At 71.0% G+C, this 13,254-nt stretch carries 13 protein-coding genes; 8 read left to right on the forward strand and 5 right to left on the reverse strand.

Translation table 11 applies throughout. The features are described 5' to 3' along the window. Window position 1 precedes the first annotated feature (1 nt). On the forward strand, window positions 2–1,237 hold the full coding sequence (locus ACH4SI_RS06245) for an RNA polymerase sigma factor (protein ID WP_398293164.1): 1,236 nt from the start codon (window positions 2–4) through the stop codon (window positions 1,235–1,237). 177 nt (window positions 1,238–1,414) lie between these two features. Here the strand turns inward: ACH4SI_RS06245 and ACH4SI_RS06250 are convergent, their stop codons facing one another. Further along, on the reverse strand, window positions 1,415–1,708 hold the full coding sequence (locus ACH4SI_RS06250; protein ID WP_398293165.1) for a hypothetical protein: 294 nt from the start codon (window positions 1,706–1,708) through the stop codon (window positions 1,415–1,417). A 515-nt stretch (window positions 1,709–2,223) separates the two neighbouring features. Here ACH4SI_RS06250 and ACH4SI_RS06255 point away from each other — a divergent pair. From ACH4SI_RS06255 to ACH4SI_RS06275, 5 genes are all read left to right on the forward strand, one after another. Beyond that, complete coding sequence (locus ACH4SI_RS06255; protein ID WP_398293914.1) at window positions 2,224–5,034, forward strand: AMP-binding protein; 2,811 nt, start codon at window positions 2,224–2,226, stop codon at window positions 5,032–5,034. A gap of 16 nt (window positions 5,035–5,050) precedes the next feature. Then, window positions 5,051–5,989, forward strand: coding sequence for an NAD-dependent epimerase/dehydratase family protein (locus ACH4SI_RS06260; protein WP_398293167.1), 939 nt, complete (start codon window positions 5,051–5,053; stop codon window positions 5,987–5,989). Next, on the forward strand, window positions 5,986–6,426 hold the full coding sequence (locus ACH4SI_RS06265; protein ID WP_398293169.1) for a nuclear transport factor 2 family protein: 441 nt from the start codon (window positions 5,986–5,988) through the stop codon (window positions 6,424–6,426). Before ACH4SI_RS06260 ends, ACH4SI_RS06265 begins: the two co-directional genes overlap by 4 nt. Window positions 6,427–6,497: 71 nt before the next feature. Next, the gene (gene pheA, locus ACH4SI_RS06270) at window positions 6,498–7,358 is read left to right on the forward strand and encodes a prephenate dehydratase (RefSeq protein WP_398293172.1); all 861 of its coding nucleotides are present in this window, start codon (window positions 6,498–6,500) and stop codon (window positions 7,356–7,358) included. A gap of 89 nt (window positions 7,359–7,447) precedes the next feature. Next, on the forward strand, window positions 7,448–7,945 hold the full coding sequence (locus ACH4SI_RS06275; RefSeq protein WP_398293174.1) for a nucleoside deaminase: 498 nt from the start codon (window positions 7,448–7,450) through the stop codon (window positions 7,943–7,945). Between the two features lie 6 nt (window positions 7,946–7,951). Here ACH4SI_RS06275 and ACH4SI_RS06280 read toward each other — a convergent pair whose 3' ends face one another. The 3 genes from ACH4SI_RS06280 to ACH4SI_RS06290 form a co-directional block, all read right to left on the reverse strand. Then, a complete protein-coding gene (locus tag ACH4SI_RS06280) occupies window positions 7,952–8,446 on the reverse strand; it encodes a hypothetical protein (RefSeq protein ID WP_398293176.1) in 495 nt (164 codons plus the stop codon). A gap of 97 nt (window positions 8,447–8,543) precedes the next feature. After that, entirely contained in the window at window positions 8,544–9,125 is a 582-nt protein-coding gene (locus tag ACH4SI_RS06285) for a histidine phosphatase family protein (protein WP_398293178.1), read from the reverse strand. A gap of 60 nt (window positions 9,126–9,185) precedes the next feature. Then, complete coding sequence (locus ACH4SI_RS06290) at window positions 9,186–10,631, reverse strand: PLP-dependent aminotransferase family protein (protein WP_398293180.1); 1,446 nt, start codon at window positions 10,629–10,631, stop codon at window positions 9,186–9,188. Here ACH4SI_RS06290 and ACH4SI_RS06295 point away from each other — a divergent pair. Together ACH4SI_RS06295 and ACH4SI_RS06300 are read left to right on the forward strand one after the other, a co-directional pair. Next, a complete protein-coding gene (locus ACH4SI_RS06295) occupies window positions 10,630–11,565 on the forward strand; it encodes a DMT family transporter (protein WP_398293182.1) in 936 nt (311 codons plus the stop codon). The genes ACH4SI_RS06290 and ACH4SI_RS06295 overlap by 2 nt on opposite strands. A 112-nt stretch (window positions 11,566–11,677) precedes the next feature. Beyond that, a complete protein-coding gene (locus tag ACH4SI_RS06300; protein WP_398293184.1) occupies window positions 11,678–11,878 on the forward strand; it encodes a DUF1918 domain-containing protein in 201 nt (66 codons plus the stop codon). A gap of 18 nt (window positions 11,879–11,896) precedes the next feature. Here ACH4SI_RS06300 and ACH4SI_RS06305 read toward each other — a convergent pair whose 3' ends face one another. Beyond that, window positions 11,897–13,144, reverse strand: a complete 1,248-nt coding sequence (locus ACH4SI_RS06305; protein WP_398293186.1) for a glycoside hydrolase family 10 protein — start codon at window positions 13,142–13,144, stop codon at window positions 11,897–11,899. Window positions 13,145–13,254 lie beyond the last annotated feature (110 nt).

A 13,254-nucleotide genomic window follows, 5' to 3' on the forward strand; every position in this document is an offset into this window, starting at 1 on the left:
CGTGACGGCAGCAAACGCGACCGAAACGGTCGAAGCGGTCTTCAGGATCGAATCCGCGCGCATCATCGCCGGTGTCGCCCGCATCGTGCGGGACGTCGGCATCGCCGAGGAGCTGGCGCAGGATGCCCTGATCGCCGCGCTGGAGCAGTGGCCGGAGTCGGGCGTCCCGGACAAGCCGGGAGCCTGGCTCATGGCCACCGCCAAGCACCGCGCGATCGACCTCGTACGCCGCAAGGAGACGTACGCGCGCAAGCTGGCCGAGGTCGGGCGGGCGCTGGAGGACGTACCGCCGCCCGATCCGGCGGATCTCGGCGACCCCGAGGACATCGACGACGACCTGCTGCGGCTGATCTTCACCGCCTGCCATCCGGTGCTGTCGCCGGAGGCCCGGATCGCCCTGACCCTGCGGCTGCTGGGCGGGCTGACGACGGAGGAGATCGCCCGCGCGTTCCTGGCCTCGGAGGCGGCCGTCGCCCAGCGCATCGTCCGTGCGAAGCGGTCGCTGGCGAAGGCGCGGGTGCCCTTCGAGGTGCCGTACGGGGAGGACCGGGCCGCCCGGCTCTCCTCGGTCCTGGAGGTCATCTACCTGATCTTCAACGAGGGCTACTCGGCGACGGCCGGGGACGATCTGGTGCGCCCGGCCCTGTGCGAGGACGCGCTGCGCCTGGCGCGGGTGCTGGCGGCGCTCATGCCCAAGGAGCCCGAGGTGCACGGGCTGGCCGCGCTCCTGGAGTTCCAGGGCTCCCGCATCCCGGCCCGCACCGGCCCGGACGGCGCGCCAGTGCTGCTCGCCGACCAGAACCGGGCCAGGTGGAACCGGTTGCTGATCCGCCGCGGCGTCGAGGCCCTGCAGCACGCGGGCCACGGCCCGTACGCCCTCCAGGCGGCGATCGCCGCGTGCCATGCGCGGGCGGTCCGCTACGAGGAGACGGACTGGAGGACCATCGCCGCCCTCTACGACCGGCTGGCCGCCCTCACCCCGTCCCCGGTGGTGGAGCTGAACCGGGCGGTCGCCGTGTCGATGGCGGAGGGCCCGGCGGCCGCGCTGGAACTGGTCGACGCCCTGGTGGCGGACCCCGCGCTGCGCGACTATCACCTGCTGCCGAGCGTCCGCGGCGATCTGCTGGAGCGGCTGGGGCGGCGGGAGGAGGCCCGCGCCGAATACGAGCGCGCCGCCTCTCTGACCCGCAACGCCCCGGAGCGCCGGTTGCTGCGGGAGCGGGCCGAGCGGGTCTGAGAGGGCGGCTTCGACTTCAACGCATTCGCACCATGTCCTTGCGCATGTGCCAGCCTTGTTCTGTTCTGGTCAGCGTTGACGTGATGGCATGCGACATCAGGTTTCCGCGTCGGCGGGCCCCGACTGCCCGGGACCCGCCGACGTCACAACCGGTTTCCCGCCCGTGGCGGCGAAAACCTAGCCGCCGAGGGCCCCGGTGCCTGCCTCGACGATCGGAGACAGGGTGTCGTCCATCATCTTGCCGTGCACCTTGAGGTTCCCGGTGGGGTCGGTGAGCATGCTGGTCACCTCCCACGACGGGTCACTCAGGTGGTACATCTCGGTGTGGTGCCACAGTGCGCCCACCGACTCGCCCACGGGGCTGGTGAGGCTGGACACGGGTGCCGTCGCGTGGCCCGCGTGCGCGGTCGTCGTCGTTGCCGCCGAAGCCGTACCGGCACCGCCGACGCCCATGACCGCCACCGCAGCCACCAACGTTCCGGCATAGCCCACCCACCGCCGGCGTCCCGTCACACCTGATGCAGCGACAGAATCCTGGCCGACTCGGTTCTTGTGGCGGTAAACCTTCACGAATTATCCCTTCCTTGCAGCAAAGCAATCAGCCTGACGGCCTGATGCCCTTGGGTTGCGAGGAAAACCTCAACACGATCCCAACCCGACCTGGTTTCTCTCCGGTTGCCGACCTGATAACGGTGACTCACCGTCAAAGGGCCTGGGCTATCAGACCGATTTAACCGCTGAATGACTCACTGGAAATGACGGAGCAACTGGGACGACGTCTGATCTCAGCGCGGCACCGCAATTCCCTCGCCACCTGCTGGAGACGCTTCGCTCCGATGCCTTGCGAAGCGTTCGGGGAAACCGGATAAGTGAAGTTCGCGTTCTTTGCGGGCGTTCAGTACCTGCTCGCCCTGGGGCGGCCCCGCCGCCCCAGGGATCGCCTCGCCCGGTGCGGGTCTTTCCGTATATTCAGGAGAGGGACGATGATGACGATTCAGGAATCCGTGCCCACCACCTTCCGGACGGCTCCTCGGTCCCGGCCGGAGGCCACCCACCTCGCTGACCTGCTGCTCCAGGCCGCCGAACAGTACCCGGACAACGGGCTGCGGTACTGCAGGGCGGACGACGTGGCAGAGAGCCGGCTCCAGCGGTACCCCGAACTGCTGGGCGAAGCCTTCCGGATACTGGCGGGACTGCGCGCCCGTGGCGCGGAAGCAGGCCGCACAATCGCTCTGCTGCTGGAAAGGCCGGAGGACTTCCTGCCCACCTTCTGGGCATGTCTGCTCGGTGGTATGACCGCCTGCCCCCTTGTTCCCCTACGCAATGATCCGGAGCGGTGGAGCGCTCAGCTCGCGCACGTCGACGCCCTGCTCGACGGTCCCCTGCTGGTCACCACAGCCCGGCTGCGTGACGATATGCCGGAGGTCCCGGGCCTGGAGGTGGCGGTCCTCGACCACCTCACCCCCGATGCGTGCGATATCGCCCCCGCGGACGTGACGATCTCCCATGCCCGGCCCACGGACGTCGCCCTGCTGGTCCTCACCTCGGGGTCCACGGGCAGCTCCAAGGCCGTCATGCTCACCCACGCGAACCTGCTGGCCTCCATGGCGGCCAAGGCCGAGATGCAGGGCCTCACCTCGACGGACATCACGCTCAACTGGATCTCGTACGATCACGTCGCTGCCCTGCTGGAGGCACATCTGCTGCCGCTGTCGGTCGGCGCGAACCAGCTGCAGACCACCCCGGATACCATCCTGGGTGACCCGGTGCGCTTCCTCCGGCTCATCGACGCGCACCGCGTGACGATGACCTTCACGCCCAACTTCCTGCTCGGCCTGATCAACCAGGCCCTGGCGGAGATGCCCGGCGAACTGACCCTGGATCTGTCCGGACTGCGGCACATCGTCTCCGGTGGCGAGGCCAATCCGGTGGCCACCGGCGTGACCTTCCTGGACAACCTCGCTCCGTACGGACTCGACCGCAACGCGCTGTGGCCGGCGTTCGGCATGACGGAGACCTGCGCCGGCAGCATCTACAATCGCGACTTCCCCGACCAGGACCTCGACGCGGAGTTCGCGGCGGTGGGTCGCTCGGTGACGGGCCTGACCATCCGGATAACCGAGGACGGCGGGGACCGGGTGCTGGCCGACGGCGAGATCGGCGAGGTCCAGCTGAACGGACCGATGGTTACCAGCGGCTACTTCAACAACGCGCAGGCCACCAAGGACGCGTTCACCACCGACGGCTGGTTCCGCACCGGCGACCTCGGGTGCCTCCTCGACGGCAGGCTCACCCTCGTCGGGCGCAGCAAGGACAGCATCATCGTCAACGGCGTGAACTATTTCAGCCATGAGCTGGAAGCGCTCCTGGAAGACCTCGACGGGGTGTGCACATCGTACGTCGCAGCCTTCCCGACTCGCCCGGAGGGCAACGACACCGAGCAGCTGGTGGTGGCCTTCGCGACCACCCTGGACCCCGATGACGAGGCCGGTCTGCACCGCCTGCTGATCGCGGTACGCAACAGCACCGTCATGGCCTGGGGCTTCCGCCCGGCGCTGCTGCTGCCGCTGCCCAAGGACGCCTTCCCCAAGACCAGCCTCGGCAAGATCCAGCGTTCACTCATGCGAAAGCGCTTGGAGGCCGGCGACTACGCCGCGCACCGGGCAGCCATCGACGAACTGGTCACCCGCCACCTCGGCGGATACGACGCCCCCGCGGGCGAGACCGAGCAGGCCCTGGCCGGGATCTACGCCGAACTGTTCGACATGGCGCCCGAGACGGTCAGCGCCACGGCCAGTTTCTTCGACCTGGGCGGCACCTCGTTGGACATCCTGCGCATGAAGAGGCTGGTGGGCACCCGGCTCGGTGCCGCGGACCTGCCGGTTCTCGCCATCCTCACCGCGCCGAGCGTCCGCGAGCTCGCCAAGCGGCTCACGGTGGGCGAGGAGGAAGGTCCGGCCGGGTACGACCCGATCGTCCCTCTGCAGACCAGTGGCGACAAGACGCCGCTGTTCTGCGTCCACCCGGGAGTCGGCGAGGTCCTCGTCTTCGTCAACCTGGCCAAGTACTTCGTACAGGAGCGCCCCTTCTACGCGTTGCGGGCGCGCGGCTTCAACCCCGGCGAGAAGCCCTTCGAGTCCTTCGACGAAATGGCCCGTAGGTACGCCGCCGCCATCCGCGAGAGGCAACCGCACGGCCCGTACGCACTGGCCGGCTACTCCTTCGGCTCGGCGGTGGCATTCGAGATCGCCAAGATCCTGGAGGCCGAGGGCGAGCGGGTCGACTTCCTCGGCAGCTTCAACCTGCCGCCACACATCAAGTACCGCATGGACGAACTCGACTACATCGAGACCGCCGTCAACCTGGCGATGTTCCTGGAGCTGATTTCGAAGCAACAGGCTCTCGAGCTGCCCGCCCAGCTGCGTCCGCTCAGCAAGGACGAGCAGCTCAAGCACTTGATCGAGATCGCCCCGCCGGACCGGCTCGCCGAACTGGACCTCGATCTGCCCCGGTTCACGGCCTGGGCCGACCTCGCCGACGGCCTGACCGGTCTCGGCCGCACCTACCACCCGAGCGGCACCGCGCGCTCGATGAGCGTGTTCTACGCGATCCCGCTGCGCGGAACCAAGGAGGACTGGCTCAACAACGAGCTCCGACGCTGGGACGAGCACACCCGCGAGGAGAACCGCTACCTCGACGTGCCCGGTGAGCACTACACGCTCATGGGTCCCAAGCACGTCGCCACCTTCCAGGCCATCCTCCGGACCGAGCTCGACCGGTCCCTCAACGGCAAGTAATCGCAGGAGAAAAGCTGTGACACGCGGTAAGAAGATTCTGATCACCGGTGGCACCGGCCAGGCGGCCCGCCCGGTCGCCGAGGCCCTCGCCGCCGACAACGAGGTCTGGTGCCTCGGCCGCTTCGCCACCCCCGGCGTCGAGGACGAACTGCGTACCCAGGGCATCACGACGTATCGCTGGGACATGGGCGAGGACACCCTCGACTCGCTGCCCGACGACTTCACTCATGTCATGCACTCCGCGGTGCACCGGGGCCACGACGGCGACTTCGACACCGCCATCGAGGTCAACTCGGTCGCCGTCGGAAGGCTCATGACCCACTGCCGCAAGGCGGATGCCTTCCTGCACGTGTCGACCGGCGCCTTCTACAAGCGCCAGACACTCGACCACCAGTACAAGGAGACCGACCCGCTGGACGGCGTGGCCGACTGGCTGCCGGCGTACCCCATCTGCAAGATCGCGGCGGAGGGCGCCGCCCGCGCGTACGCCCGCACGCTCGGCCTGCCCACCACCATCGCGCGCCTGAACATCTCGTACGGCCCCGCCTCCTACGGTGGCGTGCCCGTCATGTACTTCAAGAAGATGCTGGCCGGCGAGCCCCTCCCGATCCCGCTCGAAGGCCAGAACTGGGCATCGCTGATCCACACCGACGACCTCGTGCACCAGGTCCCGCTCCTGTGGGGCATCGCGAGCACGCCCGCGACAGTCGTCAACTGGGGCGGTGACGAGCCGGTCGGCATGACCGACTGCGCCGAGTACATGGCCGCGATCACAGGTGTCGAGGCGAAGTTCGAGAAAACCGCCGTCACCCGTGAGACATACGCCTTCGACAGCTCCAAGCGGCGTTCCCTGATCGGCGACTGCACCGTCGAGTGGCACGACGGCATCCGCCGCACGCTACGGGCGCACTTCCCCGACATTCCTCTGAAGGACGCGCAGAAGGTTTCCGTATGAGCGCCACCCACGTGGAGAAGCGGATACGGGCCGCGTACGAGGCCTTCCACCGCCGTGACATCGACGCCCTCCTGTCGTGCTTCGCCCCCGAGGTCGTCTGGGTGCACCCCGACGGCATGCGCGAGGTGGGCCTCGGCGGACCCAAGCACGGACACGACGGTATGCGGAAGTTCCTCGCCCGAGTGCCCCAGGTACTGGGTGGGATGACCCTCGCCCCGCACGAGTTCCTGGTCGACGGCGACCGGGTGATGGTGCTCGGGGAACGGGAGGTCACCTCCCGCGACGGGCGGAAGGCGACCCTGCGGTTCGTCCACTCCTGGACGCTCGGCAAGGACGGCCTGGCCGTGCACTTCGAGGACTACTTCGACACCGTGGAGATGTTCCGACTGATCGACCCGGGCTCGGTCCGCAGCCCGCAGCCCCAAGCCGGTGCATGACGCCACGGTGTTTGCCCGGGGCCTCCTGGCCGGACCCATGGGATTCACCAACACCAAGGAGACTCCGTCCGATGACCACCGCCTATCTCGGCCCGTCCGGTTCGTTCACCGAAGCCGCGCTCGCCGGCCTGGGGGTACGGTCTGGCGCGGCCGCACCGTACCCGAGCGTCCGCCAGGCGCTCGACGCCGTTCGCGGCGGGACGGCGGAGGCCGCGGTAGTGCCCTGGGAGAACTCCGTCGAGGGGGCCGTCAACGCCTCCGTCGACGCGCTCACCCACAGCGAGAACCTGTGTATCACCGGCGAAACGCTGCTTCCCGTCCAATTCGCACTCGCCGTACCGCCGGGCGGCTCACTCTCCTCGGTACGCCAGGTGCTGACGCATCCGCACGCCCACGCACAATGCCGCACCTGGACCGACATCCACCTCCCGCACGCTGATTTCGTCGCGTCCTCCTCGACCGCGCAGGCCGCCCGCGAGGTGGGAACGTCACGTGCTCCGAGTAGTGCCGCCATCGCCTCGCCGAAGACGCTCGCGAGGTACGGACTTGATGTCGTCGCCCAGAGCATAGGAGCCCGGCCGGACGCGGTGACCCGATTCGTGAAGATCGCCCGACGCAAAAGGCCGTCCTTGCCGACGGGGTCGGACCGCAGCACCCTCGTCGTGCCATTGGCGGGCAAGGTGAGCGACCTCCACGACGTGCTACATGAGTTCGTCCGCACCTCCGTGCCTCTGACATCGGTGCTGTCCAGACCCAGCGGTGCCGGCTTCGGCGGCTATTCCTTCCTCCTCGAATGCGAGGGCCATATAGACGAGCCCCCCGTCGGATCGGTCGTCGCGGCCTTGCGCCGCCGCAACAGCCGGATCGTTTTTCTCGGCAGCTACCCCCGTGCTGAATCCGATAATTATCCTGCACGAGGCAAAACGCTTTGACTTCCGTGACGTCACTGCTCGCCCCCGGCGCGCAGGACCCTCTCTTCACCGATTTAAGATGCGGGCCTGATCACCACCGGGGAGGCATCGTGGCCGACAACGCGACCGAGGACGATCTGCGGCACCTGCGCCGCTGTGTGGAGCTGGCGGCCGAGGCGCTGGAGGCGGGTGACGAGCCCTTCGGCTCGGTACTCGTCGCCGCGGACGGGACCGTCCTCGCCGAGGACCACAACCGGGTGGCGGGCGGCGACCACACCCGCCATCCGGAGTTGGCGCTGGCCCGCTGGGCGGCGGCGCGGCTGACGCCCGCGGAGCGGGCCGCGGCGACCGTCTACACCTCGGGCGAGCACTGCCCGATGTGCGCGGCCGCGCACGGCTGGGTCGGGCTCGGCCGCATCGTGTACGCCAGCTCGTCGGAGCAGCTGTCGGGCTGGCTCGCCGAACTCGGCGTGGCCGCGCCGCCGGTGCGGACCCTGCCGATCCGGGAGGTCGTGCCCGGCGCGGTGGTGGAGGGGCCGTACGCCGGGCTCGCCGAGGAGGTCCGTACGCTGCACCGCCGCTTTCACGGGGTGACGGGCGCGGCCTGAGCGGGCTCAGAGGATGAGGTGCACGGTGAGGTCCGTGTCCGTCTCGCTGATGTTGTCGGCGTGGATGAATCCGTGGGCGGTGCGGTAGCGGCCCGTGCCCCCGGTGATCGCGACGTTGATGTCACCCGGACCGGCGGCGGTGATGGAGATCAGCCCCTGGAAGGTGATGTCGCCGCCGGGAAGGACGAGCGTGCCCACGCACTGCTGGTTGAAGGAGTCGGGGTCGGGGCCGACGCGGGTCAGCGTGCAGACCTCGTCGAACGTCCCGACGGTGGCGCTGTCCTTGAGGAGGTCCCCGGCGATGACGAACTCGTCCCCCTGACTGGCCCCGGGCGTGCCCACGTCAATAAAACTGGCCTGTGTCTCGTGTGCGACGAGTTCGAAGACTTGCTCCCGCCCGGTATGGTCCCCCGGATGTCCGGCGGCCGACGCGGGAGTGGCGCAGACGAGTGCGGTGGTCAAAGCGGCGGCGGTGAGGCCGAGGGTGGAGACGCGACGCATGACGGAGAGTCCTATCGGTGAGGAACGACTTCGGCATCAGCCTTGCGCCACGCGCCCGTCGCCGCGACCGGACAAGATCATCCGGGTGACGTCCCACTCACTTCGGCGCGTCCCCCTCCACCCGCAACCGCCACTGCCCGGCGCGGCCGGTGAGGGCGACGGTGGACAGCGGGGCCACGTCGACGTTCCAGTAGCAGTGCGGCGGCGCCTTGATGGCGTACGTCAGGGCGGCGCGTACCACCCAGGGGTCGGCCACCGCGAGCACCTTGGTGTGCTCCTCGACCGGCCGGGTGTCCAGCCAGCGGCCGACCCGGGTGATGAACGCCACCAGCGGTTCGCCGCCGTGCGGTGCCGAGCGGGGATCGGCGAGCCACGCGTCGGCCTGGCGCGGCTCGCGCGCCATCACATCGGCGAGGGTACGGCCGCTCCAGCGGCCCATGTCCCAGTCGCGCAGGGCGAGCTGGGCGAGCGGGGTGAAGCCGAGCGCGAGGCCGGTCTCCCGGCTGCGCGGCGACGGCGAGCAGTAGCGCAGCTCGGCCGCGGCCAGCGGCAGCAGGCCGGGCGCGGCGCGCTCGGCGGCGAGGCGGCCCGACGGGTCCAGCGGCCGGTCGTCGCCGAAGCGTTCCCCGAGCCGCCCGGAGGTCGCGGCGGCGACGACCAGCGTCAGCCGAAACGTCATTGGCGCATCGTACGGTTTGCCGGGCTCCCGGGGTGGGCTCCTGTATGAGAAGGGTGTCCGTTATCCGAGCACCTCGTCGCACGCGGTACGCAACCGCCGGGCGCCCTCGGCGAGTTCGCCGGTGCCCGCGACGGAGGCGAAACTCAGCCGGACATGGGGTGCGGGCGGCTCCGCGCTGAAGTACGGGCGGCCGGGGGCCACGGCGACCCCGGCGCGCAGCGCGGCGGAGGCGAGCGCGCCCTCGTCGGTGCCGTGCGGCAGGCGCAGCCACAGGTGGTAGCCGCCGGGCGGCACATGCGGCGGGGGCAGGTCGGGAAGCTCCCGCCGCACCGCCGTGACCAGCGCCTCGCGGCGGGTGCGCAGTCCGGCGGCGACGGTGCGCAGATGGCGGGGCCAGGAGGGCGCGCCGACCAGTTCCAGCGCGGCTTCCTGGAGCGGGCGGGGGACGAAGAAGCTGTCCACGACCTGGATCGCGCGCAGCCGCTCCAGCGCCGGGCCGCGGGCGGCGAGCGCGCCCACCCGGAGGCTGGGCGAGGTGACCTTGGTGAGGGAGCGGACGTGGACCACCACGCCGTCGGGGTCGTCCGCGGCGAGGGCCGGGGGCAGCGGGGGCGCGTCCTCGTGGACGAGGTTGCGCGCGAAGTCGTCCTCGATCACGAACGCGCCCGCCTCGCGCGCGATCCGGATCACCTCGCGGCGCCGCTCGGCGGAGAGCACGGCGCCGGTCGGGTTCTGGAACAGCGGCTGGCAGACGACGACGCGGGCGCCGCCCGCCCGCAGCGCCTCGGCGAGCAGATCGGTGCGGATGCCGTCGGCGTCGGCCGGGACGGGGACCGGGCGCAGCCCGGAGGCGCGGGCGGCGGCGAGCATGCCGGGGTAGGTGGGCGATTCGACCAGGACGGGCGCACCGGGCGGGGCGAGGGCGCGCAGCGCGCAGGTCAGCGCGGACTGGCCGCCCGCGGTGACCAGGACGTCGGCGGCGGCGACGGCACCGCCGCGGCCGCCGATCTCATGCGCGAACCAGGCGCGCAGCTCGGGCAGGCCCTCCATCGGCGGGCGGCCCCAGGCCCCCGGCCGGCGGCCGGCCCTGGCCAGGGCGGCTGCCAGGGCCCGTTCGGGCTGGAGCGAGGGGTGCAGATAGCCGGCGTTCAGCTCCAGGATTCCCGGCGGCGGGACGGCGAGGGTGGCCAGGACGCCCGAGGCGTCGACCGAGCGCGGGACCGATTCGCCCGGCGTCTCGACGCTCAGCGCGACCTCCTGCCAGGAGGTGTCCCCGGCCCGCGGTGCCTCGACGCGCGGCGCGGCCCGGAAGGCACCGGCGCCGGGCCGGGTGACGACCAGTCCCTCGGCGGCGAGCGCGGCCAGCGCGCGGGAGACGGTGACCGGACTCACCCGGTGGCGTTCGACCAGGGCACGACTGGAGGGCAGCTTCTCACCGGGAGAGTAGCGGTTCAGCTCGCGCCGGAGCGCTTCTGCCAGGTCGGCCACACTGCTACGCTCTTGCATGAGAGCACAGGATAGCGCTACCGCAGACGACACGATAGCGGTGAGCGGTGCCACCACCGCACCGACCGCTCCCGCCTCCGGCGCCGCCCTGAGCGGCGCGCTGCCGGCCGCCCTCGGGGTGGTCGCCTTCTCCCTCACCTTCCCCGGCACCGCCTGGGCGCTGGAGGGGCTCGGCCCCTGGTCGGTGGTCACCTGCCGGGTGGTGCTCGCCGCGCTGGTGGCCGGGGGCGCGCTGCTGGCGCTGCGGGTGGTGCCGCCGCAGCGGTGCCACTGGCCCGGGCTGCTGGTGGTCGCGGCCGGGGTGGTGGTCGGGTTTCCGCTGCTGACCACGCTCGCGCTGGAGACCGCCACCACCTCGCACGCCGCCGTGGTCGTCGGACTGTTGCCGCTCACCACGGCCGTGGTCTCCGCGTGGCGCACCGGGGCGCGGCCCTCGCGCAGGTTCTGGGCGGCGGCGCTCACCGGGGCCGCGGTGGTGATCGGCTTCGCGGTGCAGCAGAGCGGTGGCGCGCCGACCACCGGCGACCTGTATCTGTTCGGCGCGCTGCTGGTGTGTGCGGCGGGCTACGCCGAGGGCGGGCGGCTGGCCCGCAGCATGCCGGGCTGGCAGGTGATCGGCTGGGCGCTGGTGGCCTGTGTGCCGCTGGCCGTCCCGGGCGCGGCGTTCGCGCTGTACGCCGAGCCCGTCCGGCTCGGCGGCCACGCCGTGGCCGGGCTGCTGTGGCTGGCGGTGGGCTCGCAGTTCGTGGGTCTCGTGGTCTGGTACCGCGGCATGGCCGCCATCGGCGTGGCCCGGGCCAGCCAGCTCCAGCTGGCCCAGCCGCTGCTGACCCTGGTGTGGTCGGTGCTGCTGCTCGGCGAACACATCGGCCCCGCCGCGCCGGTCGCCGCCGTGGCGGTCCTGGTGTGCATCGGGGTGACGCAGCGCGGGTGACGGCCGATGTACGCGGCGAAGCCCGGCGGGCGCGATCCGGGTGGACCGGCCATAGACTGGCCACAGGGATCGCATCGCCCTCCGGGTAGCCGTACTACAGGAGGTCACGCAGATGGAGGCGACCGTAGGCGACAAGCTGCTGGTGCACGGCAGGGTTGTCGGAGTTCACGACCGGACCGCAGAGATCATCGAAGTGCTCGGGGACCACGGTGAACCGCCGTACCGCGTCCGTTACGAGGACGACGGTCATGAATGCCTGTTCTCCCCGGGACCCGACTCCGTCGTACGTCACCTGCCCGCCGGACGCCGGTAGCGGTAACGCGGGCCGGGCTCAGCGGGGCGGACGTACCCGGCACGGATAGTGGTCGGCGACCACGCGCGCCATGGCGCCGTTGCGGTCGGCGGCCACTTCCTTCGCCGAGAAGTACACGTTCCCCCGCACCTGCGGATGGTCGGCGCACAGGGTGAGGTGCCGGGACAGCTCCGCCGGGTCCTGCCAGGGCGCGGGCTGCGCCGGATCGCCCGCCTTGTAGAGGGCCTCGCCGATGAAGAGGTCGACGCCGGTGCCCCGCACCACCTCCGCCCACCAGGGCACGAGCGTGGCGTAGTCGGCGGCCGCGAAGCCGATGTTCCAGTAGACCTGCGGGACGACGTAGGAAATCCAGCCCTCCCGCACCCAGCGCCGGGTGTCCGCGTACAGATCGTCGTACGTCTGCACCCCGGCCCGGGTGTCGGAGCCGAGCGGGTCGGTGGCGCGGTTGCGCCACACGCCGAAGGGGCTGATGCCGAACCGCACACCGCGCCGCAGCTTCTTGACGCGTACGGCGGTCTCCCGCACCAGCAGGTCGATGTTGTTCCGCCGCCAGGCGGCCCGGTCGGGGAAGCCCGCGCCGTGGCGCGCGTACGCCGCGTCGTCGTCGAAGACCTGGCCCGCCACCGGATACGGATAGAAGTAGTCGTCCCAGTGGACGGCGTCGATGTCGTAGCGCGCGACCGCGTGCAGCATCGCGTCCTGGACGAAGCGGCGGACCTCGGGCAGCCCGGGGTTGTAGTACAGCTTGCCGCCGTAACTCACGACCCAGTCGGGGTGCAGCCGGGCCGGATGGGTGGGGAGCAGCCTGGTCGGGTCGGCGTGGTTCGCGACGCGGTACGGGTTGAACCAGGCGTGCAGCTCCAGACCGCGCCGGTGCGCCTCGCGCACCGCGGTGCCCAGCGGATCCCAGCCCGGGTCCTGGCCCTGCGTCCCGGTCAGCCACTCGGACCAGGGCTCGTACGGGGACGGCCACAGCGCGTCGGCGGTGGGCCGGACCTGGAAGACGACCGCGTTGAGCCGGCGCTCGACGGCGGTGTCGAGGAAGGCGAGCAGCGAGGCCCGCTGTTCGGCGGCGGGGAGGCCGGTGCGCGCGGGCCAGTCGCGGTTGGCGACCGTGGCCAGCCACATCCCCCGGAACTGTCTGCGGCGCGCCGGCCCGTCCCCTGACGCCTCGGCCGCCGCCTCGCCCGGCCAGGCGGCCGTGGCCAGCGCCCCGGCGGCCGCGGCCGTCAGACTTCGCCGTGTGATGCCCATGATCCGACCCATGCTCACTCCTCACTCAGGCGCAACTCCCGCCGATGATGGGCTCCTTGGGGGCGGGGCGGCAATGGGTTACCCCGTGACTTCACTCTTCTCGCACGGCCATCCGGCCGTTA

Origin of the sequence: Streptomyces sp. NPDC021212 (assembly GCF_044332925.1) — a bacterium.
In the GTDB taxonomy this organism is placed as follows: Bacteria; Actinomycetota; Actinomycetes; order Streptomycetales; family Streptomycetaceae; genus Streptomyces.